Here is a 22,962-nt window from a genome sequence, read left to right as displayed (position 1 = left end):
ATAGAAAGCCTGTTGAATAAAAAACAACGCTAGAAGAACTTTTAGTATCGTTTCGGGTTTTTTGAAGTTATTTCTAAATTAAAAATGATAAATATCATATTTTTGTACTAAAATCAACTGGTTTAACCCAATTAGTTTAGAATGAATCTAAATAACAATGAAAATAATTTAGCTTTTCAAAGTTCCAAAAATATCGCTAAAGGTTCTTTTGAGGAAACCAAGCTTGATGATGGTTTTTTCTTATTGGCATTTCGAAATGATGAAAGTGATATTCAAATCGCTGAACGTGAGATTGATAATACTTTCATCCAATTTCACTTTTGTATCAAAGGCTCAAGTCAATTTGTGTTCAATAATGGTAATTATAGGTTGAATATTGAAGAGGAAAATTCTCTCATACTTTATAATCCACAACGTAGCTTACCTATCCATTTGGAAGTCCATCCGAAATCTTGGTTGGTTTCTATATTGGTTTCCATTAAAAAATTTCACGGACTATTTTCGCAAGAAGCAGATTACATTACGTTTTTGAGCGAGGATAATAAAGACAAGAAATATTATAAAGATGGTAAAATCACACCATCGATGGCGATTGCATTAAATCAAATCATCAATTTTAATTTGAACAATTCCATTAAATCACTTTATTTCAAAGGAAAAGCTCTTGAAATTTTAAGCTTGTATTTTAACAGAAGTGAAGATGCCGACATTGAACAATGCCCTTTTTTGGTAGATGAGACTAATGTTATCAAAATCCGAAAAGCCAAGGACATCATTATTTCCAGAATGGCTGAACCACCGACACTCCATGAGCTATCTGAAGAAATCGGACTAAGCTTAAAAAAATTAAAGGAAGGTTTTAAACAAATCTATGGTGATTCGGTATTTAGCTTTTTGTTGGATTATAAAATGGAAGTGGCTAGAAAACTTCTCGAAGAAGGTAACCATAACGTGAATGAAGTCGGACTCAAAGTAGGCTATAGTACTTCAAGTCATTTCATTTCAGCTTTTAAAAAGAAATTCGGGACCACGCCAAAAAAGTATTTAATGTCTTTAACTTAAATTTTTGAATAGCGGTATAAACGATTTAAATTTTATAGTCCATTAACTTCAATTATACTGTCGTACTTTTGTATCAATAAAATCATCCAAATTAGCCACATGAAACAAGTTATCACTTTAGCTCTATGCTGTTTGTTGTCATTATCATCTTTAGCACAATCGGACAAAACAATCATTCAAAATCATGTCGAAACGTATTTCGAATATATGACCAATCAAAATTTTGATGGTGTTTTGGATTATATGTATCCCAAAGTATTTGATATGGCTCCAAGATCACAAATGAAACTTGGTATGGAGCAAATGTTTAATGCCGAAGGCATGAAGATCGCGTTTTTGTCCAATGATGTAACTAACGTCTCTGACCTCATTGATTTTGAAGGGAAAAACTATGCATTGATCAATTATAACAGCAAGATGAAAATGACTTTTTTATCGGAGCAGAACCAACCAGAAGAAGATCAAAAAGGTTTTCTGACATTTATGAAAGCGACTATGGAAACGCAATTTGGTGAAGGAAATGTTACTGATGAATTAGAAACCATGTCTTTAATAGTCAATATGGACGCTACTATGTATGCTATTAAAGACCCAAACTATGAAGGGTGGAAATTATTAGGCAATGATGATGCCATGAAAACTTTAGTTGATACGATCATTCCAGAAGAAGTTAAATCAAAAGTTCAAAACGAAAAAGAATAAATGATATGAAAGGTGTTTTGCTCGTAAACTTGGGGTCTCCAGATTCTCCAAACCCTAAAGATGTTAAACGTTATTTGGGTGAATTCTTAATGGATGAACGTGTCATTGACGTGCCTCTTTGGGCTAGAACCTTGCTGGTTAAAGGAATCATCTTAAACACAAGACCTAAAGCATCAGCTGAGGCCTATCAAAAAATCTGGTGGGATGAAGGTTCACCGCTTATAGTATTATCTGAAAGGCTTCAGGATAAGATTCAAAAACAAGTTGAGTTTCCAGTTGCCTTAGCGATGCGATATGGCAGTTTAACCATAAAAAAAGGCTTACAGGAACTCTCAGACCAAGGCGTTGATGAGGTGTTTTTGATGCCCTTATATCCACAGTATGCTATGGCAACTACAGAGACCATTTTGGTTTTGGCCGAACGTATTCGAAAAGAACATTTCCCTGAGATGATTATGCAAGATCTGAAACCATTCTACAATGATTCAGATTATATTAAAGTCCTTTCCAATTCTATTGCAAAACATCTTGACGGTAAACAATATGAACATTTGTTGTTTTCCTATCACGGTGTTCCAGAGCGTCATATTAGAAAAAGCGATGTCACCAATTCCCATTGTAAAATAGATGGTAGCTGTTGTGTGACACAGAGTAAAGCCCATGAGTTTTGTTACAGACATCAGTGTTTTGAAGTTACGCGTCTAGTAGCTCAGTCATTAGGACTTAAAGAAGGCAGCTATTCTTCATCTTTTCAGTCACGTTTAGGTTTTGATCCTTGGTTACAGCCCTATACTGACAGAACCATAGAACGTTTAGGAAAACAAGGTGTTAAAAACATGGCTATTGTTACTCCAGCCTTTGTTAGTGACTGTCTTGAAACTCTTGAGGAAATTGCTATGGAAGGTCAAGAGATTTTTCATGAAATGGGAGGAAATGAATTTACTACAGTTCCTTGTTTGAATGACGATCAGGAATTTGTAGGTATACTAGTGAAATGGATTAGAGAGTGGGCTGAGTCTGAAACCGTAAACGCATAATGGCAAAAGTATCTTCCAAAGATTTAGGAACACAGCCCATTGGGAAATTGTTGATTAAACAAGCCGTTCCTGCATCTATTGGAATTTTGGTCATGTCACTTAACATCTTGGTCGATACCATTTTTGTAGGAAATTGGATAGGCTCTGTAGCCATTGCAGCTATCAATGTAGTACTTCCGGTTTCTTTTTTCATTGCTGCTTTAGGAATGAGTATTGGTGTTGGAGGTTCGTCAATTATTTCACGTGCTTTAGGCGCAAATCAAGAGATTAAAGCGCTTCAAACATTTGGAAATCAAATTACTTTAACGCTGCTTTTAACGGTGTCTTTGGTCATTCCTGGGTTACTTTTTGTGGATGACATTATTCCAATGTTTGGAGGTAAAGGTGCTATTTTTGAACCCGCAAAAATATATTACACCATCGTACTTTACGGAATTCCTTTTTTGGCGCTCTGTATGATGGGAAATACAGTTGTTAGGGCTGAAGGCAAACCAAAATTTGCCATGTATGCGATGATGATTCCTTCCGTTGGAAACCTGATTTTAGATTATGTACTTATAAAAGGTTTCGACTTAGGAATGGCAGGTGCAGCTTGGGCTTCAACGGGATCGTATGTATTGTGCTTTGTCTTTCTTCTTTGGTATTTTCTATCAAAACAATCAGAACTTAAGCTAACCAATTGTTATTTCAGATTAAGACTACCAATAATCAAGGAAATAGGTTCTCTAGGTTTTGTTACCTTATCTAGACAAGCAGTAGTTAGTGTGACCTATCTGTTGATGAATAATATCTTATTTGAGTTTGGCGGAGAAACTTCCGTAACAGCCTACGCTATTGTAGGGCGTATGCTCATGTTCGCTTTATTTCCTGTTTTTGGTATTACACAAGGATTTTTACCGATTGCCGGATTTAATTATGGTGCAGGACATTATGAACGGGTTCGTTTAACCATTGCAACTGCCTTGAAATATGCTGCAGCTCTGGCAACCATTGTATTTATTATTCTGATGGTATATCCTGAGACCATAACAACACTTTTTACTAAAGACCCAGAAGTATTACGCGAGACGCCTTCCGCAATGCGTTGGGTCTTTGCTGCTACACCAATCATCGCTGTACAACTTATTGGAGCAGCTTATTTTCAGGCTGTTGGAAAAGCTATTCCAGCACTGCTTCTCACTTTGACAAGACAAGGTTTTTTCTTTATTCCATTAATTTTCATCCTACCTCAATTCTATGGAGAACTCGGAGTTTGGATGTCATTTCCTGTTGCAGATGTTTTGTCTACGATAGTTACCGCTATTTTTTTGCATCGCGAGGTTAAATTAAAACTATTGGCTCATCGTAATTAGTCTGATATAATTAGTATTTTTAACTACTAAATAAAGCCAATACATTATGAGAAGCTCTTTATTCTTTTTGAGTTTTTTAGCTCTAATTTCTTTTAAAATAGAAGCTCAGACATTTGATTCAACACAATTTTCAGCATTAGAATATCGATTGCTAGGTCCTTTTAGAGGTGGAAGAAGTGCTGCGGTTACAGGTGTTCCAGACAAACCAAACCTGTATTATTTTGGATCGACTGGCGGTGGTATTTGGAAAACTATGGATGGAGGACGAAGTTGGGAAAATATTTCAGATGGTTTTTTTGGAGGAAGTATAGGAGCCATTACAGTATCCAAAAGCGACCCAAATGTTATTTATGTTGGTGGTGGTGAAAAAACGGTTCGAGGCAACGTATCTTCAGGTTACGGCATTTGGAAAAGTGTAGATGCTGGAAAAACTTGGGTTTCTGCAGGATTGAAAAGCTCTAGACATGTGCCAAGAGTTGCTGTCGACCCAACAAACCATAACGTGGTTTATGCTGGGGTTTTAGGAAATATATACAAGCCAACACAAGATCGTGGACTTTATAAAAGCATTGATGGTGGAAAGACTTGGAGAAAAACACTCTTTGCAAATGATCAAGCAGGTGTCGTCGATTTGATCATCGATCCTACAAATCCACGAATTTTGTATGCTTCAACATGGCGAGTACAACGTACACCATATAGTTTGAGTTCTGGAGGAGAAGGTTCTGCGCTTTGGAAAAGTACAGATAAAGGAGAGACATGGACTCAAATATCAAATCATAAAGGGTTTCCTGAAGGTACACTTGGAATTATAGGCGTAACAGTATCTCCTGTAAATAACCAACGAATTTGGGCTATTGTTGAAAATAAGGACGATGGTGGATTGTACCGAAGTGATGATGGAGGCGAAACATGGAAACAGGTCAATAGTGAACGCAAGCTTCGTCAACGTGCCTGGTACTATACAAGGGTTTATGCAGACTCGAAAGACGAAGAGATTGTTTATGTTCTTAATGTGCGCTACCATAAAAGTACTGATGGTGGCAAATCGTTCAATACCTATAACGCACCTCATGGAGATCATCACGATTTATGGATTGCTCCTGAAGATCCAAATCGTATGATTATAGGAGACGATGGAGGCGCACAAGTAACCTATGATGGCGGTGAAACCTGGAGTACTTATCACAACCAGCCAACATCTCAATTTTATCGCGTGACCACCGACAATCATTTTCCATATAGAATTTATGCCGCTCAACAAGATAACTCTACAGTGAGAATTCCACACAGAACAGATGGACGATCCATATCTGAAGACGATTGGGAGTCTACAGCTGGTGGCGAATCGGCTCATATCGCTGTCGATCCAGAAGACAATGACATTGTATATGGTGGAAGTTATGACGGATTTCTAACTCGTGTGAATCATAAAAAAGGAACGGTTAGAGCGATTAATGTTTGGCCAGATAATCCCATGGGTCATGGTGCTGAAGGGATGAAATACCGCTTTCAATGGAATTTCCCAATTATATTTTCAAAGCACAATCCGAATCGTTTGTATACCTTTTCCCAACATGTTCACGTCACAGAAAATGAAGGACAATCTTGGGAAATTATAAGTTCGGACTTAACTAGAAATGACCCAGAGAAATTGAAATCTTCAGGTGGACCGATAACACAAGATAATACTTCAGTTGAATATTACTGTACCATTTTTGCGGCTCAAGAATCGCCAATTACTGAAGGCTTGCTTTGGGTAGGAAGTGACGATGGATTGGTTCATGTCACCAGAAATGGCGGACAAACTTGGGAAAACGTCACACCTAAAGGCATGCCTGAATGGATGATGATCAACAGTATTGAACCAAGTGCTTTTGATGCAGGAACCTGTTACATTGCTGGAACAAAATATAAAACAGGTGATTTCAAACCTTATTTGTATAAAACTTCAGATTATGGCAAAACTTGGAGAAAAATCACAAATGGGATTCCTGAAGAGCATTTTACAAGAGTACTTCGTGAAGATCCTAAACAAAAAGGATTGTTGTATGCAGGAACTGAAACAGGCATGTATGTGTCTTTTAATGATGGTGAGGATTGGCAAGCTTTTCAGTTAAACCTTCCTATTGTTCCAATTACAGATTTAGCCGTTAAGAATGACAACTTGATTGTGGCTACACAAGGTCGTAGCTTATGGATCATGGATGACTTAACGGTTTTACATCAACTAAACAAAGCAAACAACCAACAGAATCAACTTTTTAAGCCTAAGGACACTTACAGAATGAGAGGTAGTTATAGAAAAGGTAGTAAAACAGATGGGACCAATCATCCAAATGGTGTGATGACATTCTTCAACATCAAGCAATACAATAAAGAAAATGATGAAGTGTCGTTAACCTATTTTGATACAAAAGGAGACACAATAAAAACATTTTCAAACAAAAACAAAAAGAAAGATAAATTGGAAGTTAAAGAGGGTATGAATCAATTTATTTGGGACATGACCTATGATGGTGCCGAAAAATTAGATGGTATGATTCTTTGGTGGGCAAGTCTTGATGGACCTCAAGCGATACCAGGAGTTTATAAAGTGAATCTGAATATCAACAGTGATGTTCTTTCCCAAAGCTTTAATGTGATTGCCGACCCAAGAGCTGAAAGCACTTTAGAGGATATGAAAAAACAATTCGACTTTATTACAGATGTGAATAAAACTATGGATAAAGCGCATAAAACCATAAAAAAAATCAGAAACATAAGAAGTCAACTACAAGCATTTCAAGAACAATACAAAGGGAATAAAGATTTGGAAGACTTACGTAATAAGGCTAAAACCTTAAATGAAGAATTGACTGAAATAGAAGAAGCTTTGTATCAAACCAAAAACAGAAGTGGTCAAGATCCATTAAATTTTCCTATCAAGCTTACCAATAAATTAGGACATTTAAACGCCTTGGTAAGTATCGGTGACTTTGCACCAACAGATCAAGATGTTGCAGTAAAAAATGAATTAACAGGCAAGATTGATACTCAGTTGGAGGCTTTTAATGCTATAGTTTCTGAAAAGATAAAACAGTTTAATGCTGATTTTAATGCCAAGAATTTAAACTATCTTTTTGTTGAAGACTAATGGAGTACTACAATTATATTAAAGCCTTGCATTTGATTTTTGTTGTGACTTGGTTTGCTGGACTTTTCTATATACCAAGACTGTTCGTTTATCAAATTGAAGCATTTCACAAGCTATCTCCAGATAAGGAGATTTTAGGAAAACAGTTAAAGCTTATGGCGAAACGTTTGTGGAATATCATCACATGGCCATCGGCAATTTTGGCAACAGTTTTTGCTATTTGGCTCATTCTTTTGCAACCTTTTTGGTTAAGTCAGCCTTGGATGCATGTAAAGCTAACGTTTGTAGTATTGCTTATCATTTACCATTTAAAAACGCATCAATATTACAAACAACTTCAACGCGATGAGGTTAGGAAAACATCCAATTTCATGCGATTATGGAATGAAGGCGCTACCTTTATTTTGTTTGCTGTTGTGTTTTTGGTGATTCTTAAAAGTGCTATGAATTGGATTTTTGGTGTCGTGGGAATTTTTGTTCTCGGAGTCCTTTTAATGTTGGGATTCAAGATGTACAAACGTATTCGCGATAAAAATCCGGATGCTTAAATTTCCTCATGCCTAAAGACTTTGGATTGATTATTGCTATATTTATCGGACGACAAATTTTTAAATGAAGCTTAATAAATTATCCTTACGTGTTCGCATCTTTTTTGCTATGATACTTCTAGTGCTCATAGCTTCCATATTGATAGCTGCAGTAACTATTTATCAATACAATGAAGAGGCAAGAGATTATCACAAAGAACGACTTGAACGTAAGGAACGTGCCATTATTAGTGATATTGATTATGTTATAAAGGAAACAACTTATCCTGTTGAAACTGAAAAAGTACCACTCATCTTTAAAGACGAGATCTATAGAATTGCAGCAATCCATGGCTTAAAAATTAATCTCTATGATTTACAAGGACACCTTCTGAAAACATCCAAAGCAAGTTTTTCGCAGGATCCCAATATAAGTTCCTTAGGAGTAGATGTTCTTAACACGATTTCTAATTCGGCAGATCATCGTTTTGTTGTTAAAAACAAAAAGAACGGTGAAACTTTCCAATCGAGCTACACTTATATTTACGACTCTAAATCGAAGCCTTTAGCCATTTTAAACTTACCTTATTTAGAAAATGATGATTTCCTAAATAAGGAGCTAAACGAGTTTCTGGAACGCTTGGCTTATGCTTATTTATTTATGATGCTAATTGCAATTTTATTGGCATTACTTCTTTCAAAATACATTACCAAAACCCTTAAAACAATTGCTGATAAGATTAATGAAACGCGACTGGAAAAGAAGAACAAGAAAATTGAAATCCAATCTTCGAGTGAAGAAATCTCCACTTTGGTCAATTCTTACAACAGTATGATCGATGAATTGGAAGAGAGTGCCGTACAGTTGGCAAGAAGTGAAAGGGAACAAGCATGGCGAGAGATGGCCAAACAAGTCGCTCATGAAATTAAAAATCCGTTGACACCAATGCGATTGAGCGTGCAAAATTTCCAACGTAAGTTCAATCCAGAAGATCCAAATATCCACCAAAAAGTGGATGAGTATAGCAAAACGCTTATTCAACAGATCGATACCATGAGTTCCATTGCCTCGGCATTTTCCAATTTTGCTAAAATGCCAGCGCAACAAAGTGAAACACTCAATGTAAGTAGCATCGTAAAATTAGCACTAGACATTTTTAGTGAAGATTATATTGAGTTCACAACAGATGATGATCAAATAACCGCAAATTTTGATCGTACACAGTTGATACGGGTCATAACGAATTTGGTAAAAAACAGTATACAAGCTATTCCTGTCGACAAGGAGAACCCTAAAATTGAAGTCAACTTAACTTCCGAAGAGCACATGGTTAAGTTAACGGTTAAGGATAATGGTTTAGGTGTTTCAGAAGAAAACAAGGATAAAATTTTCGAACCTAAATTCACGACAAAATCCAGTGGTATGGGGCTAGGATTGGCAATGGTCAAAAATATTGTGGAAACTTATAAAGGAAATATTACCTTTACATCTCAACAGGAAGAAGGAACGACCTTTACTGTTTTATTTCCAAAAACCTAAAGCAAAACTGTATCATGACTTTTGAAAATATCTTGTCTGAAACCTCAAACGGCATTACAACGATTACCATTAATAGACCTAAGAAACTGAATGCTCTCAACAAAGCAACCATTCAAGAATTACATGAGGCTCTTGAAGAAGCGAATTCAGATTTTGATACGAAGGTCATTATTATAACTGGTAGTGGTGAGAAAGCCTTTGTGGCAGGAGCAGATATTAGTGAGTTTGCTCACTTTGATGTTAAAAACGGACAAAAATTAGCGGCTAAAGGACAAGAGTTATTGTTTGATTTTGTTGAAAATCTTTCCACTCCTGTAATTGCAGCTGTAAATGGTTTTGCACTTGGAGGAGGTCTGGAATTGGCGATGTCCTGTCATTTTAGAATCGCAAGTACGAATGCCAAAATGGGATTACCTGAAGTGTCGCTTGGAGTGATTCCTGGTTATGGAGGTACGCAACGTTTACCGCAATTAGTAGGAAAGGGAAGAGCTATGGAAATGATTATGACCGCAGGAATGATTGATGCCAACCAAGCATTGGAATATGGCTTGGTAAATCATGTGACTTCTGAAGAGGATTTGATGTCATTTACTGAAAAAATTGCCTCTAAAATTATGCGAAATTCATCAGTTGCAATTAAATCGGCTATCAAAGCCATAAATGCCAATTACAAAGATGGTGTTAATGGTTATCAAGTTGAAATAGAGCAATTTGGAGCGAGTTTTGGAACTGAAGATTTTAAAGAGGGCACTTCGGCCTTTCTGGAAAAAAGAAAAGCAGATTTTCCAGGAGAATAAGATACAGTTTCTTATAACTTAATGACTTAATAAAAGCAATCTTAAAGGGTTGCTTTTTTTCTTATTTACTTATTACATTTTAACAGTTATTTTGTTTAATAATTCATACTTTTAGATAGCATCACTTCAGTAGAATTTATAAATGAAAAGCACTAAAAACATCATTAAAGGTCGCGGCACTCAAATAAACGTACACAATCGTTTTTTTGAATTAAGTCATGAAATGCGAGATGATTTTTTAGAATTTTGCGCCAAGGAAAATGAGGAAGTTGACAATAACAAAACGCAATATCTTCCAGTATTTCCAAAAACCATAGTCAATAAAGTCGAGAGTCCAGATATTGGTTTGGCATATTCCATGAATATGTACCAAGGTTGTGAACATGGTTGTGTCTATTGTTATGCAAGGAACTCCCATGAATATTGGGGTTTTAGTGCTGGTTTGGATTTTGAGCGTAGAATACTTGTAAAAAAAGAAGCAGCTCAACTTCTCGAAGCCTTCATAAAACGAAAAACCTGGAAAGCGCATACAATAGTGATGTCTGGTAATACGGATTGCTATCAACCAGCTGAAAAAAAGTTTGAAATTACGCGACAGTGTTTAAAGGTGTTTTTAAAGTACAAACACCCTGTTTCCATTATTACCAAAAACGCACTTATCGTAAGAGATCTTGATATTCTTGAAGCACTAGCCAAGGATGATCTAATAAGTGTTAATGTTTCAATTACCTCTTTATCGGAAACAACTCGCCAAATATTAGAACCAAGAACAGCAACGATTAAAAAACGTATTGAAACAGTTCGTTTATTAAGTGAAAAGGGAATACCTGTAAATGTCATGTTAGCACCGATTATTCCATCGATTAATAGCCATGAAATTTTACCATTGGCCAAAGCAGTTTCAGAAGCTGGTGCCTTAAGTATTGCTCATACTATTGTGAGATTAAATGGAGCAATCGGAGCGCTTTTCACAGATTGGATTCACAAGGCATTACCTGATAGAGCTGAGAAAGTTTTGAACCAAATAAAGAATTGTCATGGAGGCACATTGAACGATTCGAGGTATGGAACAAGAATGCGAGGAGAAGGGCAAATAGCAAAACAAATTAATGACTTGGTTCATCTAGCTCGACTAAAATATTTTAAGGGTAAAGTGATGCCTACTCTTAACTGTGATTTACATGAAGCTTATAAAAATGGTCAGTTGAAACTCTTTTGAACATAATGACCAAAACCAAAAAAGGTTACTCTATAAAGAATAACCTTTTTATGACGTTATGATTGCGAATTGGGATTAAATCTCAAAGTGATTGATATAACTTCTATCCTTAGCTTTAACAACAGTATGATATTTACCAGTTTCCAATTTAGATAATTGATACACTCTATTAACAATGGTTTCATTATTGACAGTTTCAGAATAAATCATGTCACCATCATAAAAAATCTCAATTTTTACAGCATCGTTATCCAAATTAAGTTTTGAAACTCGTAACTGATTGTTTTCTGCAACTACCAAAGGTTTAAACTGTTTTGTAGCTTCACTTGTTAAAAAAACAACTTGATTGTTAGTGATTTCAAAAGGTTTGATAATAATTTCAAAGTCCTTGTTCAACTCTAAAGTGTATTTACCATCTTTTAGCTCTTTTAGATCAAATGTCTTAGACAATGTACCATTCGTATTGATTGTTTCAGAATATATAATACCATCTTGAGCATCCTTTACAAAAAGCTGTTGACCTTTCTTAACATTCTCAAATTCAAGAACAGCAATTTTAGCATAAGTTCTAGTGTTTAACACTTTACCTTTTTCTGCGTAGCCCAATGTTGAAACTAACACCGCTGCTACTAAAATGATTTTTTTAATTGTTTTCATCATAATTTGGGTTTAATGATTTTATACTACAAATGTATGTGTGATCTCAACAGTAAGAAACAAGTATATTTTCTGATTTATATATTATTTTAACCCTGTATAAGATATTAATGGCGTATAAAGTTAATTTAGCATATATTTGAGATAATTGTACATACAATCATCAATTCTGTTACAATTACTTTTGTAAAAAATTGATTCATGAATAACCGAAAACCTACATTAGAAAAAATAAGCCCTGAATTTGGTAGTTCTATAAAGATTATAAAGAATGAGGCTTATGTTGGTGAGAAAAAACCGTTTTGGCATTTTCACCCAGAACTCGAGTTGGTATATGTTAATAAAGGGAAAGGGAAACGCCATATAGGGAACCATTTGTCTTATTTCAATAACAGTCAGTTATTGCTAATAGGTTCTAATTTACCTCACAACGGATTCACCGATAGATTAACTGTGAATGGTACTGAAACCATCATTCAGTTTCGTAAGGAATTTTTAGGAGAGTATTTTTTTGATGTTCCGGAAATGGAAGGCATCAATAATTTATTCGAACGTGCAAAAAGTGGGATTCTATTTGGTGTAAAAACCAAACAAAAGATTGGTGCTAAAATAGAAAAGTTGCCTAAAAAGGAAGGTTTTAAAAAAATATTAGTCCTACTTGAGGTGCTTCATGGATTGGCAAAATCTAAGGATTATACCATTTTAAATGCTGACGGATTTGTTTTTGAAGCCGAGCCACAGGATAATGCAAAGGTTGATATCATTTTTAAGCATGTTAACAGCAATTTCCAAAGAACTATTCCCTTAGAGGAAATTGCAGATAAAGTGAGTATGACGGTTCCAGCGTTTTGTAGATACTTTAAAAAAATTACAGGAAAAACGTTTACAAGATTGGTCAATGAATATCGTGTTGTGCATGCTACGAAATTATTGTATGAAAGTCAGATGAGTATTTCAGACGTGAGTTTTGAATGTGGTTTCAATAATTTTTCCCACTTCAATAAAGTGTTTAGCGAAATTACAGGTAAAAGTGCTTCAAAGTACAGAAAGGAACTTAAGTTAGTACACCAATAATTATAGTTTTCCTTCCCATTCGGCATAAAAACGATTCAAAAACCCTTCCATATAACGATGCCGATCTAAAGCCATTTGCTGTCCTGCTTTTGTATTCATACGATCTTTTAAAAGGAGTAACTTTTCATAAAAATGATTGATGGTAGGCGCTTTAGAAGCCTTGTATTCTTCTTTTGACATGTTTAGTTTTGGAGGAATTTCAGGATCGTATAATTTATGGTTTTTGAAGCCTCCATAATTGAACGTACGTGCAATACCAATAGCACCTAAAGCATCTAATCGATCAGCATCTTGAACGACCTCCAATTCTTTTGAATGGAATTGCTGAGGTTCATTACCACCTTTAAAAGAGATGTTTTCAATAATCTTGACAACGTGCTCAATTGCTACTGAATCGATATTTATTCCGAACAGAAACTCACGTGCCTTTTGCGGACCAACAGCTTCATTACCATCATGAAACTTACTGTCGGCAATATCATGAAGTAGTGCTGCTAGTGCCACGATATATAGGTCGACAGGTTCCTTTTCAGCAATTTTTAAGGCATTATGGTATACACGTTCTATATGAAACCAATCATGACCACCTTCAGCAGTTTCAAGTGTCTGCTTTACAAATGCTTTTGTTAATTTGATATGTTTCTGCTCTAATTCGTTCATGATTGTTAAACCAAACTACTTTCAATTGTTTCTTCCAGTTGTTTAATAAATGATTTGTGGTCCTCAACCGTTTGAAGATCTACAGGCTGATGTACTGTAAATTTGATGTGGTTTCCAATTCCCATAGGAAATTTACCATAGCGTAACATTTTCCATGAGTTATTGATGGTTATAGGAACGATTATAGCCGATGGAACGACTTCAAATAATAACTCGAGGCCTTTGGTTTTAAAAGGCTTGAGCTGTCCATCCTTACTTCTGGTGCCTTCAGGAAAAATCACAGCCGCACGTTTTGTGTTTTCAATATATTCGCCAAATGCCTTCATGGCTGGCAAGGCTTGTTTTGGATTTCTTCTATCGATTAACACAGAACCTCCATGCCTCAAATTATAGGACACACTTGGAATGCCTTTTCCAAGTTCCTTTTTACTGACGAATTTTACATGATGTTGTCTCAAGTACCAAATAATAGGTGGAATGTCATACATGCTCTGATGGTTGGAAACAATAAGCAAGGGTCTGTCTTTTGGAATCTTGTAAGTGTTGTTCCAGGAAAAACGAGTTCCTAAGACATTAAGACATCGCATTATAGCAAATTGCAAGTAATCGACACTTATTTTATGGGCTTGGTAACCAAACAAATTGAAGCAAATCCACTGAATCGGATGAAACACTACAAGCGTTAACCCAAAGAATAAGAAATAAAGTACAGTAAGAGGATATGCCAGTAGTTTTCTCATGTCACAAAAGTAATTCAATGACAAGAATACACAAAAAAACCACGATGGCTAAATCGTGGCTTAAGGGAATTTAATTTTTTAAGTTCTTAACAATGCTCGTTGTAAGCATCCATTAAGTTTTCAGCAATCAATTCTGCTGGACGACCTTCAATATGGTGACGCTCTAACATGTGAACCAATTCTCCATCTTTGAATAACGCCATACTTGGCGAACTTGGAGGAAATGGCACCATATGCGCTCTAGCTGTGTCAACAGCTTCTCTATCAACACCTGCAAAAACGGTAACAATATGATCTGGACGCTTTGCGTTTTGTAAACTCATTCGAGCTCCAGGACGTGCATTTGCTGCGGCACAACCACAAACCGAATTGACAACAACCAATGTTGTTCCTTCTTTTGCCAAAGCTGTCTCAACAGCTTCTGAAGTGTGCAGTTCTTCAAAACCAACTCTGGTTAAATCTTCGCGCATTGGTTTAACTAATTCTGCTGGATACATATAATTTTGTTTTTCTAATTAAAGTTTAAATTGGGTACAAAGATACGTAAAAATATATGCTTCGATTTCTTTTTTAGTTAGCTATTTGAATACTGCCATTAGTCTTTTCAATTGGGATTTTAAGTAACAATTTCGATATAAATACTACTAACCTTTAGTATATTTGAAATCTTAATTCAATACATTTTTACATGGGATTTGCAAAATGGATTGGTGGTGCCATAGGTTGGTCTTTTGGAGGACCAATAGGTGCAATCATTGGAGTTGCGATAGGAAGCTTGATAGATAGTTCTTCACAAGAAGGGTTTTTGTTGGGCGAAGGAAATAACAACCGAAGACAAGGTAGAGGTACTTATCGAAAAATGCCTAATTATGAAAGGTCATCAAGACCTAAGACACATTCAGGAGACTTTGAGGTAAGCTTATTGGTCTTGGCTTCTGTAGTCATCAAATCAGATGGTAATAGCGACCAAAGAGAGTTAGACTATGTGCGTCAGCAGTTTGTGAGTATGTACGGTAAAGAACGTGCCAATCATGCGTTTCGTTTGTTTAAGAACATCAACCAACAAGACATTCCGACACGTCAAGTTTGTCTTCAGATTAAGCAAATGATGGATCACGCCTCGCGTTTACAGCTATTACATTTTTTGTTTGGGATTGCTAAGGCTGATGGTACGGTTACTGAAATAGAAGTGCGACAGATTTATACGATTGCAGGTTACTTAGGCATTAGTTCAAAAGATTATAACAGTATCAAAGCTATGTTCTACAATAGTAGTGACAATGCTTACAAAATATTGGAAATTGATAAATCTGCTTCTGTAGAAGAGATTAAAAAAGCCTACAGAAGAATGGCTAAAAAATACCATCCTGATCGTGTTGGCCACTTAGGAAAGGAACATCAAGAAGGTGCAGAGGAAAAATTTAGGCAAGTGCAAATGGCTTACGAACAACTTCAAAAGGAACGCAGATTTTAATACTTACAATTATGCTCTATTGGATTTTAGGTTTTATTGTTATCATTTTTGCGGCTTTGGTTATTATCAAGCTTAGCGTTAATACCAATGATAATCCCGATTCTAATCTAGGTGTTCTGGAGCATCCAAGCTCGTTCGAAAAGCAAGGGATTGAGTATGTAGATAAAAGCTTAAAATCGGATTCGAAAAAAGAATAGCCTCAATAGAATGGATAAAGAAAAAATAAAACAAGCCATAGAGGCAGAGATTTTAAAAACAGAAAAATCCATTGCTGAATATAAAGAACTCACCCAGCCCATTCCTCCAAGTGAAGCTATTGGCCGTGTGAGTAGAATGGATGCCATTAACAACAAGACCATTAATAAGTAAAAGCATGTATGAGTGATCAAGACATTTTAAAACTTTTTAAGAACGGTCAACGCGATAAAGCCTTTGCAAAACTGTATCAGCTTTATCCGAGAATTGAGAAGCTCATTCTCTCAAAAGGTGGCAATAAGGCAGACGCTAATGATGTGTTTCAAGAAGCCCTTATTATTCTAAATCGAAATTTAGAATCGTCAAATTTTAAACTCACCTCTTCATTTTACACTTACCTATACTCGGTATCAAGGTTTGTGTGGTCTGATATTCAAAAGCAAATGACAAAAAAAGAACTGCATCAACTTGATGGTCATGAAGTTCAAGTCTTTCAGAATGTCATAGAAGAAAAGAAGTACCAAATAGCCGAACATGCTTTTTTAGAAATTGGAAAACGATGTCAACAATTGCTGCAATTGTTCTATCACAAAGCGATGTCTTTTAAGGAAATCGCTCAAGTGATGCAATTTAATTCTTCAAAAATTGCGAAAAACCAAAAGTACAAGTGCTTACAAAAAGCCAAAGACATCTACCAAACCAAATTAAAATCAGTAGAATCCTAATCTAAAATCGCATGGAAACGAATAGTACAAACATAGACCTTATCAATGCCTTTTTAAATAACGAATTGGCTCAAGAAGACCGAACGGATTTTGAATCAAAAATCCAAAAGGATTCTGCTTTTAAAGCCCTTTATGAGGAACATGTTGTTTTTATAAAAGGTTTGGAAAGAATTCAAGTCAAAAAGGATATTTCAAAAGCAAAACAAACCTACAACTTAAGAAAATGGATAAAGATTTCAGGAGTTTCTCTAGTTGCAATATTAGCTTTGGTCATGCTAGTTGTTTGGGTTTTCAAAGCTTCGGAAACAGCATATGATAGTCAAGATCCACCTAAACAGTCTTTGATTATAGTATCTGATTCTATACCTATTTCAAAATCAAAAACCGAAACGGATTCCATAACAATAGATGAGTCAACAAAAACAACTTCATCTCAAGACACCTATGTGACTTCAGCAGTAAAACAAACGTATGGCAGTTTGAGTTCAACCCAAAAACAGCTCCAGAAGCGCGCCCAAAAAATCAAAATCAATACGGAAAAAGACACGATAATAACTTGTAGTGAAGGCACTGTATTGCATATCAAGAAAGAATCTTTTGTAAACCCAAATACTGGATCTATTGTTACTGGTCCTGTCGATTTGTATGTGACTGAATATTATGAACTCTCAGATATTTTATTAGCAAAATTATCGACCGTTTCCAACGATCAACAATTAGAAACTGGAGGCATGCTTTATATAGAAGCCAAACAAGGTGACACCTCAGTTGATGTAAGACCAAATGCGTCTATCGATATCATGTTTCCTACGAGTGATAAAAAACCAGGAATGCAATTGTTTGATGGGCAATGGAATGATGATACAATCAATTGGACTTTGCAAAGTCAGGCAGATGAGCTCATTGAAGACATAGAAATAGAGGAAGGCTTAATTGAAGTTCCATTTAACGTAGTTGAGGTAGCACCCATATTTCCAGGTTGTGAAAACAGTATTGATAACGATGCTAGGAAGCAATGTACTAAAGAAGCAATTTCACAATTTATAACCCGAAATTTTAATACTGATATTGGCTTTGGTACTGGACTCTCAGGACAACAACGATTAACCAGTTTTTTTAAAATTGATAACAATGGTAATGTTGGGTTTATTCAAACAAATGCACCACACCCAACCCTAAGTCAAGAGGCTAATCGGGTTCTTGGACTTTTACCTCAAATGATTCCTGGGAAGCAACGTGGCAGAAACGTTACTGTGCCTTATTCGTTACCTATTAATCTTTTTATTGATAATAAAGGAATAAGTAGCAACATTACACGTGATAGTTCATTAATACAATTAAACCCAAGGGATTTTGACACAATTTATGTCACTCGTAGAGGTATAACTGAACGCATTAGAGAGATCATGCACGATAAAGATTTTCAAGTAGATTCTTTATTTTTGGAACAATGGGAGCAGTATAAAAAACAACGTCTTATCAGAGAAATAAATGCTTCAAATGATTCACGATATATACTACGGAAATCGCTTTTTGAAATGACCGATTCTAAGTTCAAAATCCTAGAGGACGATTCAATAACCAGAGGAGGACATGTCATTCGGATACCTTGGGATAGTTTGAAAGTGCCAACAACAAGTAGGATCATGAGAATTGTTCCTAAGCAGCGATTTTCTGCTGGAAGGGAAAGTGTTTCAGAAGAAGATTTCTTAACACGACTAGAGGATGAAGGTGATACTACCTTGTCTTCAAGAGATGTCACTAATTATTATATGCTAAAAACGTCAAATTTGGGTTGGATTAATTGTGACCGTTTTATCAATGGGAGAAGTAAACGAATCAAATACAAACTGAAGATTAAAAATCCCGATGGTGCAGTCGTGAGTATGGTATTCAAATCCTATAATTCTGTTTTGCCAAGTTGGTATCGAAATGGTGCTTATGACTTTCAAAATGTACTTGAGAACGAGCAAGTCATCCTAGTTGCTATTAAAAGAAAAGAAGGCAAGTTGTATTATGATGTAATTGAAACACAAACAGAGGTAAACCCTAATGTAGATTTCAATTTTAAGGAAGTGAGTGTGGAAGAATTCAAAAGTAAAATAGAAGATTTGAAAAACTTGATAGAATAAGTTTTATCCTCTAAACAAAAAGAAATCATCTTTCATGTCTTCAATTTGAACATCTTCGTTGGTGATGATATAATCTATAGCTTGAGTTGTAAATTCATCACCTTTTGGAGTTAACGAAACCACTTGGTTGTCGATTTCAATCATGTTATTCTTTAAGGCTAAATCCAATACTGTTTTTGAACGTACCTTTTGCCAATTGATATGCTCATTAAGGTGATTGACATGACGTTCCTCGATTTCATCGTGATTTTTCAAGTGCAATAAGAAAGTTAATAAAGAGACTTCCGTACGTTGTTGTTTTTCGCGATACATCACAGCAATGATACCTTTATCTGGTGCAAACAAGTACACTATCAAAAACAGAGTTCCAAGCACAGTTGTAATAGAACCAGCGATAGACGCATCGAGCCAATGGGCAAACCAATATCCTGAAATGGCACTAAAGACACCAAAAACAATTGAAATAATCAACATTTTCTTTAGGTCAGTGGTCAATAAATAAGCTGCAGCTGGAGGTGCAATCATTAGTGCAACAACCAAAATAGCACCAACAGCATCAAATGCGCCAACGGTTGTGATTGAAGAGACGCTCATTAACCCATAATGAATCAAAATAGGCGAAAATCCCAGTGAAGCTGAAAGCCCTTGGTCAAATGTGCTTAGTTTTAATTCCTTGAAAAAGGCATATAGCAGGATTAGAGTAATGATAAGAATGCTTCCAATGATCCAAAGTGATTTCGGACCAACATCCATCCCAGAAATATAAAAACGATCAAAAGGCGCAAAGGCCAATTCTCCAAGCAATACGGCATCAATATCCAAATGCACATCATTGGCATTTTTGGCAATCATGATAACGCCTATACTGAACAACACAGGAAATACCAAACCTATGGCTGTATCTTCTTTTACCAAACCGGTTTTCTGAATATATTCCACCAAAACCACAGTAATGACACCAGTGACAGCAGCCAAAAGAATAAGTAAAGGAGAGTTGAGGTCTTGTGTTATAAAAAAACCAATAACAATTCCAGGCAAAATAGAATGGCTAATGGCATCACTAATCATGGCCATCTTTCTGAGTACCAGAAAAGTTCCAGGAATGGCACAAGCTATGGCGACCAAACTAGCAATAAGTTGTATTTCCAATTGTGCGCTACTCATCGTTCTTAGATAATTGGTTATACAAATTTGCAGCTGAATCAAAGCCTTCTTTAGTTAAACTCCAAGTAGATCCTTGAAGCGTGACATAGTGTTTTTCAACTAATTTTTTCAAGGTGCCTTTTGTAAAACCATGGAAATTATTCAAAATTTTAATCTCATGTGGATGAGAAATATTATCATGGGTTTCAGCAATGTGATACATGAAGGCTAAGGTCTTATGCAACTCAAGATCGCGTCTGTTTTTTATGATACGAATTTGTTTGAACAAAAGGCCTCGAGTAGGAGAGAAGACAAAAGAAATGAACACAAAAACAGCAGCAATGATTACAATGACTGGTCCAGTTGATAAATTATCCTGACTAGCACTGATGGCTGTTCCGAAGACACCGGAAAGCGCTCCAAAAATAGCAGCAATAAACACCATTTTCGCCAAATTGTTGGTCCATTGACGCGCCGCAGCTGCAGGAGCCAAAAGCATAGCACTCATTAGTACGACACCAACTGTTTGAAGTCCGAGAACAATAGCAAGTACAATAAAACTAGTGATGAGGATATCAATAAATTTGGTATTAAAACCAAGTGTTTTAGCATAGTCTTTATCAAACAATAAAATCTTGAACTCTTTCCAAAATAATAGCAAAACCAAAAGACAAATACTGGTAACCACAGCCATCATCCACACATCGCTTTCCACTAACGTAGCCGCTTGTCCGAATAAATACTTATCAAGTCCAGCTTGGTTGGCATTGGGCTGTTTTTGAATAAAGGTGAGTAGGAGCATTCCGAAACCGAAAAACAAAGAGAGGATCAAACCTAAAGCTGTATCCGATTTTAAATGGGTTTTTGTAATGATACCTCGAATCCAAAAGGTGCCAACCAATCCGCTAAGTAAAGCACCTAACAACAAGGTATTGCTGTCTTTTGCTCCAGTAATTAAAAAGGCTATAGCAATTCCTGGTAAAGCAGCATGGGAAATGGCATCTCCCAATAGGCTTTGTTTACGTAATACAGCAAAGCTTCCCAGCATCCCAGTAACGGCTCCCAATATTGCAGTACCCAAGGTGATGGTTCTTAGGGTGTAATCAGAAAACACTAAAGTGAAATACTCTTGAATATCCATTACTCTTGAATACTAACTTTATAATTGATACCATAGGTCTTCGTCAGGTTATCATCATTGAAGATATCCTTAACCGGACCTGTGGCTATTTTTTTGACGTTTAAGAAGGTCACCCAATCAAAATATTCTGGAACAGTTTGTAAATCGTGATGCACAACCACAACAGTTTTTCCAGCTTTACGCAATTCCTTTAAAATGTTAATAATGGCAATTTCGGTTGTAGCATCCACTCCTTGAAAAGGTTCATCCATAAAGTAAATGGCAGCATCTTGAACCAGTGCTCTTGCTAGGAAAATTCGTTGTTGCTGTCCGCCAGACAACTGACTTATTTGTCGGTTTTTAAATGGTAGCATGCCTACTTTTTCTAGGGCTTCCAAGGCGGCTTTCTTTTCTTTTTGACGAGGTCTTTTGATCCAGCCTAGACTGCCGTAGGTTCCCATCATCACGACATCTAAAGCAGTGGTTGGAAAATCCCAGTCCACACTTCCTTTTTGAGGTACATATGCAACTAATTTGCGTTGTTGCTTGTAAGGTTTGCCATAAATGGAAACACTACCAGCAATAGGTTTCAAAATACCTAGAATAGCCTTAATAAGAGTAGATTTACCAGCACCATTCGGACCAACAATTGCCATAAGCACACCTTCTGGGATTTCTAAATCAATATCCCAAAGTACAGGTTTATAGTTGTAAGCAACAGTTAAATCGTCAACTTTTATGGCAATAGATGAACTCATTATTTTAAGGCATTAACAATCGTGTTTACGTTATATTCAAACATTCCGATATAAGTTCCCTCAACGGTTCCATGGTCGCCAAGTGCATCAGAGTATAAGGTGCCTCCAATTTCAACATCATGACCCTTCGATTTTACGGCAGCTTGTAGCGCTTCAATGGTACGTTTTGGAACTGAGCTTTCTACAAAGATAGCTTTGATTTTTTTATCAATGATAAATGCAGATAACTTCTGAACATCTTTTACACCTGCTTCAGTTGCCGTTGATAAGCCTTGTAAGCCAACGACTTCAAAATCGTAAGCTTTTCCGAAGTAATTAAAGGCATCATGAGCGGTCACTAAAATGCGTTTTTCTTTTGGTAATTCTTCAATTTTTAACTTGATATCAGACTTTAGACTTAAGAGTCGTTTGTAGTAATTTTGCCAATTTTCCTCGTAAATTTGTGCATTTTCAGGATCATTTTCCTGTAAAACCCTAGATACTTCATTTCCAAAACTGATAAAGTAATCGATATCAAACCAGACATGTGGATCATAATTTGAGGCAAAATAATCGGAACCAATTAATGTGCTTTTGTCTAATTTTTCTCCTAGTGCAATAGGTGTTTTGCCTTTCATTTTCTCAAAGACTTCTACCAGTTTGCCTTCTAAATGCAAACCGTTATAAAAGATAATATCTGCATTAACGAGCTTGGTTACATCACCTTCACTGGCTTTGTAGAGATGCGGATCAACACCACTTCCCATTAAACCTTCAACATTAATGTTGTCACCACCAATATTCTTGACCAAATCTGTAATCATGGTAGTAGTGGTCACGACATTCAACTTTCCATTGGATGAGTTGTCGTTTTTGCATCCAAATAAAACCAAGGAAATTAGTATGGCTGTAATAAGTTGTATTGTTTTCATG

Annotated in this window: 23 protein-coding genes; 15 read left to right on the top strand and 8 right to left on the bottom strand. The window is 36.0% G+C overall.

Features of this window, described 5'->3' with window-relative positions:
• Nucleotides 1–141: 141 nt before the first annotated feature.
• From AB9K26_RS11200 to AB9K26_RS11160, 9 genes are all read left to right on the top strand, one after another.
• A complete protein-coding gene (locus tag AB9K26_RS11200) occupies nucleotides 142–1,062 on the top strand; it encodes a helix-turn-helix transcriptional regulator (protein ID WP_369972645.1) in 921 nt (306 codons plus the stop codon).
• 99 nt (nucleotides 1,063–1,161) lie between these two features.
• Nucleotides 1,162–1,764, top strand: a complete 603-nt coding sequence (locus tag AB9K26_RS11195; protein ID WP_369972644.1) for a hypothetical protein — start codon at nucleotides 1,162–1,164, stop codon at nucleotides 1,762–1,764.
• A 5-nt stretch (nucleotides 1,765–1,769) separates the two neighbouring features.
• On the top strand, nucleotides 1,770–2,801 hold the full coding sequence (hemH, locus tag AB9K26_RS11190; RefSeq protein ID WP_369972643.1) for a ferrochelatase: 1,032 nt from the start codon (nucleotides 1,770–1,772) through the stop codon (nucleotides 2,799–2,801).
• Nucleotides 2,801–4,153, top strand: a complete 1,353-nt coding sequence (locus AB9K26_RS11185; RefSeq protein WP_369972642.1) for an MATE family efflux transporter — start codon at nucleotides 2,801–2,803, stop codon at nucleotides 4,151–4,153. The genes hemH and AB9K26_RS11185 overlap by 1 nt, the downstream gene beginning before the upstream one ends.
• Nucleotides 4,154–4,199: 46 nt before the next feature.
• Nucleotides 4,200–7,289, top strand: coding sequence for a glycosyl hydrolase (locus tag AB9K26_RS11180; protein WP_369972641.1), 3,090 nt, complete (start codon nucleotides 4,200–4,202; stop codon nucleotides 7,287–7,289).
• Nucleotides 7,289–7,837, top strand: a complete 549-nt coding sequence (locus tag AB9K26_RS11175) for a CopD family protein (RefSeq protein ID WP_369972640.1) — start codon at nucleotides 7,289–7,291, stop codon at nucleotides 7,835–7,837. Before AB9K26_RS11180 ends, AB9K26_RS11175 begins: the two co-directional genes overlap by 1 nt.
• A 64-nt stretch (nucleotides 7,838–7,901) precedes the next feature.
• Complete coding sequence (locus AB9K26_RS11170; protein ID WP_369972639.1) at nucleotides 7,902–9,356, top strand: PAS domain-containing sensor histidine kinase; 1,455 nt, start codon at nucleotides 7,902–7,904, stop codon at nucleotides 9,354–9,356.
• 14 nt (nucleotides 9,357–9,370) lie between these two features.
• Nucleotides 9,371–10,153 carry an enoyl-CoA hydratase/isomerase family protein gene (locus AB9K26_RS11165; protein WP_369972638.1) on the top strand — a complete coding sequence of 261 codons (783 nt, stop codon included), beginning with the start codon at nucleotides 9,371–9,373 and terminating at the stop codon, nucleotides 10,151–10,153.
• Nucleotides 10,154–10,295: 142 nt separating this feature from the next.
• Nucleotides 10,296–11,372: a PA0069 family radical SAM protein gene (locus AB9K26_RS11160; RefSeq protein WP_369972637.1), complete on the top strand. Its 1,077-nt coding sequence runs from the start codon at nucleotides 10,296–10,298 to the stop codon at nucleotides 11,370–11,372.
• 75 nt (nucleotides 11,373–11,447) lie between these two features.
• Here AB9K26_RS11160 and AB9K26_RS11155 read toward each other — a convergent pair whose 3' ends face one another.
• Entirely contained in the window at nucleotides 11,448–12,029 is a 582-nt protein-coding gene (locus AB9K26_RS11155) for a hypothetical protein (RefSeq protein WP_369972636.1), read from the bottom strand.
• Nucleotides 12,030–12,230: 201 nt separating this feature from the next.
• On the opposite strand from AB9K26_RS11155, the gene AB9K26_RS11150 reads away from it, so the two are divergent.
• Entirely contained in the window at nucleotides 12,231–13,103 is an 873-nt protein-coding gene (locus tag AB9K26_RS11150; protein ID WP_369972635.1) for an AraC family transcriptional regulator, read from the top strand.
• Here AB9K26_RS11150 and AB9K26_RS11145 read toward each other — a convergent pair whose 3' ends face one another.
• The 3 genes from AB9K26_RS11145 to AB9K26_RS11135 all read right to left on the bottom strand — a co-directional run bounded on the left by AB9K26_RS11145 (nucleotide 13,104) and on the right by AB9K26_RS11135 (nucleotide 15,000).
• Nucleotides 13,104–13,763 (bottom strand): HD domain-containing protein, encoded by a 660-nt coding sequence (locus AB9K26_RS11145; protein WP_369972634.1) that lies wholly within the window; start codon nucleotides 13,761–13,763, stop codon nucleotides 13,104–13,106.
• A 5-nt stretch (nucleotides 13,764–13,768) separates the two neighbouring features.
• Nucleotides 13,769–14,503 (bottom strand): lysophospholipid acyltransferase family protein, encoded by a 735-nt coding sequence (locus AB9K26_RS11140; protein WP_369972633.1) that lies wholly within the window; start codon nucleotides 14,501–14,503, stop codon nucleotides 13,769–13,771.
• A gap of 86 nt (nucleotides 14,504–14,589) precedes the next feature.
• Entirely contained in the window at nucleotides 14,590–15,000 is a 411-nt protein-coding gene (locus AB9K26_RS11135; RefSeq protein ID WP_369972632.1) for a BrxA/BrxB family bacilliredoxin, read from the bottom strand.
• A gap of 191 nt (nucleotides 15,001–15,191) precedes the next feature.
• Here AB9K26_RS11135 and AB9K26_RS11130 point away from each other — a divergent pair, with 191 nt between their 5' ends.
• Genes AB9K26_RS11130 through AB9K26_RS11110 form a run of 5 tightly spaced genes read left to right on the top strand, consistent with a single transcriptional unit; the run spans nucleotide 15,192 to nucleotide 19,029 of the window.
• On the top strand, nucleotides 15,192–15,977 hold the full coding sequence (locus tag AB9K26_RS11130; protein WP_369972631.1) for a TerB family tellurite resistance protein: 786 nt from the start codon (nucleotides 15,192–15,194) through the stop codon (nucleotides 15,975–15,977).
• A gap of 11 nt (nucleotides 15,978–15,988) precedes the next feature.
• Nucleotides 15,989–16,174 (top strand): hypothetical protein, encoded by a 186-nt coding sequence (locus AB9K26_RS11125; protein WP_369972630.1) that lies wholly within the window; start codon nucleotides 15,989–15,991, stop codon nucleotides 16,172–16,174.
• A 10-nt stretch (nucleotides 16,175–16,184) separates the two neighbouring features.
• Nucleotides 16,185–16,346 (top strand): hypothetical protein, encoded by a 162-nt coding sequence (locus AB9K26_RS11120; RefSeq protein ID WP_369972629.1) that lies wholly within the window; start codon nucleotides 16,185–16,187, stop codon nucleotides 16,344–16,346.
• Between the two features lie 8 nt (nucleotides 16,347–16,354).
• Nucleotides 16,355–16,897: an RNA polymerase sigma factor gene (locus tag AB9K26_RS11115; protein ID WP_369972628.1), complete on the top strand. Its 543-nt coding sequence runs from the start codon at nucleotides 16,355–16,357 to the stop codon at nucleotides 16,895–16,897.
• A gap of 11 nt (nucleotides 16,898–16,908) precedes the next feature.
• On the top strand, nucleotides 16,909–19,029 hold the full coding sequence (locus AB9K26_RS11110) for a hypothetical protein (RefSeq protein WP_369972627.1): 2,121 nt from the start codon (nucleotides 16,909–16,911) through the stop codon (nucleotides 19,027–19,029).
• A 3-nt stretch (nucleotides 19,030–19,032) separates the two neighbouring features.
• On the opposite strand, the gene AB9K26_RS11105 is transcribed toward AB9K26_RS11110, so the two are convergent.
• The 4 genes from AB9K26_RS11105 to AB9K26_RS11090 are packed head-to-tail and all read right to left on the bottom strand — an operon-like array spanning nucleotide 19,033 to nucleotide 22,961.
• Nucleotides 19,033–20,193: a metal ABC transporter permease gene (locus tag AB9K26_RS11105; protein WP_369972626.1), complete on the bottom strand. Its 1,161-nt coding sequence runs from the start codon at nucleotides 20,191–20,193 to the stop codon at nucleotides 19,033–19,035.
• A complete protein-coding gene (locus AB9K26_RS11100; RefSeq protein WP_369972625.1) occupies nucleotides 20,186–21,313 on the bottom strand; it encodes a metal ABC transporter permease in 1,128 nt (375 codons plus the stop codon). The genes AB9K26_RS11105 and AB9K26_RS11100 overlap by 8 nt, the downstream gene beginning before the upstream one ends.
• Nucleotides 21,313–22,050 carry a metal ABC transporter ATP-binding protein gene (locus AB9K26_RS11095; protein WP_369972624.1) on the bottom strand — a complete coding sequence of 246 codons (738 nt, stop codon included), beginning with the start codon at nucleotides 22,048–22,050 and terminating at the stop codon, nucleotides 21,313–21,315. The genes AB9K26_RS11100 and AB9K26_RS11095 overlap by 1 nt, the downstream gene beginning before the upstream one ends.
• Entirely contained in the window at nucleotides 22,050–22,961 is a 912-nt protein-coding gene (locus tag AB9K26_RS11090) for a metal ABC transporter solute-binding protein, Zn/Mn family (RefSeq protein WP_369972623.1), read from the bottom strand. The genes AB9K26_RS11095 and AB9K26_RS11090 overlap by 1 nt, the downstream gene beginning before the upstream one ends.
• Nucleotide 22,962 lies beyond the last annotated feature (1 nt).

It is taken from the genome of Psychroserpens sp. XS_ASV72 (assembly GCF_041224425.1).
GTDB lineage: Bacteria > Bacteroidota > Bacteroidia > Flavobacteriales > Flavobacteriaceae > Psychroserpens.
Note: the sequence above shows the minus strand (reverse complement) of the source record. Positions and strands in the feature narration are given on the sequence as shown.

Coding starts and splice junctions, on each gene's coding strand:
- AB9K26_RS11200 (WP_369972645.1), top strand. CDS start 142: ATGAATCTAAATAACAATGAAAATAATTTAGCTTTTCAAAGTTCCAAA.
- AB9K26_RS11115 (WP_369972628.1), top strand. CDS start 16,355: ATGAGTGATCAAGACATTTTAAAACTTTTTAAGAACGGTCAACGCGAT.
- AB9K26_RS11155 (WP_369972636.1), bottom strand. CDS start 12,029: ATGAAAACAATTAAAAAAATCATTTTAGTAGCAGCGGTGTTAGTTTCA.
- AB9K26_RS11185 (WP_369972642.1), top strand. CDS start 2,801: ATGGCAAAAGTATCTTCCAAAGATTTAGGAACACAGCCCATTGGGAAA.
- hemH (WP_369972643.1), top strand. CDS start 1,770: ATGAAAGGTGTTTTGCTCGTAAACTTGGGGTCTCCAGATTCTCCAAAC.
- AB9K26_RS11120 (WP_369972629.1), top strand. CDS start 16,185: ATGGATAAAGAAAAAATAAAACAAGCCATAGAGGCAGAGATTTTAAAA.
- AB9K26_RS11125 (WP_369972630.1), top strand. CDS start 15,989: ATGCTCTATTGGATTTTAGGTTTTATTGTTATCATTTTTGCGGCTTTG.
- AB9K26_RS11140 (WP_369972633.1), bottom strand. CDS start 14,503: ATGAGAAAACTACTGGCATATCCTCTTACTGTACTTTATTTCTTATTC.
- AB9K26_RS11135 (WP_369972632.1), bottom strand. CDS start 15,000: ATGTATCCAGCAGAATTAGTTAAACCAATGCGCGAAGATTTAACCAGA.
- AB9K26_RS11095 (WP_369972624.1), bottom strand. CDS start 22,050: ATGAGTTCATCTATTGCCATAAAAGTTGACGATTTAACTGTTGCTTAC.
- AB9K26_RS11180 (WP_369972641.1), top strand. CDS start 4,200: ATGAGAAGCTCTTTATTCTTTTTGAGTTTTTTAGCTCTAATTTCTTTT.
- AB9K26_RS11090 (WP_369972623.1), bottom strand. CDS start 22,961: ATGAAAACAATACAACTTATTACAGCCATACTAATTTCCTTGGTTTTA.
- AB9K26_RS11165 (WP_369972638.1), top strand. CDS start 9,371: ATGACTTTTGAAAATATCTTGTCTGAAACCTCAAACGGCATTACAACG.
- AB9K26_RS11160 (WP_369972637.1), top strand. CDS start 10,296: ATGAAAAGCACTAAAAACATCATTAAAGGTCGCGGCACTCAAATAAAC.
- AB9K26_RS11130 (WP_369972631.1), top strand. CDS start 15,192: ATGGGATTTGCAAAATGGATTGGTGGTGCCATAGGTTGGTCTTTTGGA.
- AB9K26_RS11105 (WP_369972626.1), bottom strand. CDS start 20,193: ATGAGTAGCGCACAATTGGAAATACAACTTATTGCTAGTTTGGTCGCC.
- AB9K26_RS11145 (WP_369972634.1), bottom strand. CDS start 13,763: ATGAACGAATTAGAGCAGAAACATATCAAATTAACAAAAGCATTTGTA.
- AB9K26_RS11170 (WP_369972639.1), top strand. CDS start 7,902: ATGAAGCTTAATAAATTATCCTTACGTGTTCGCATCTTTTTTGCTATG.
- AB9K26_RS11110 (WP_369972627.1), top strand. CDS start 16,909: ATGGAAACGAATAGTACAAACATAGACCTTATCAATGCCTTTTTAAAT.
- AB9K26_RS11175 (WP_369972640.1), top strand. CDS start 7,289: ATGGAGTACTACAATTATATTAAAGCCTTGCATTTGATTTTTGTTGTG.
- AB9K26_RS11150 (WP_369972635.1), top strand. CDS start 12,231: ATGAATAACCGAAAACCTACATTAGAAAAAATAAGCCCTGAATTTGGT.
- AB9K26_RS11195 (WP_369972644.1), top strand. CDS start 1,162: ATGAAACAAGTTATCACTTTAGCTCTATGCTGTTTGTTGTCATTATCA.
- AB9K26_RS11100 (WP_369972625.1), bottom strand. CDS start 21,313: ATGGATATTCAAGAGTATTTCACTTTAGTGTTTTCTGATTACACCCTA.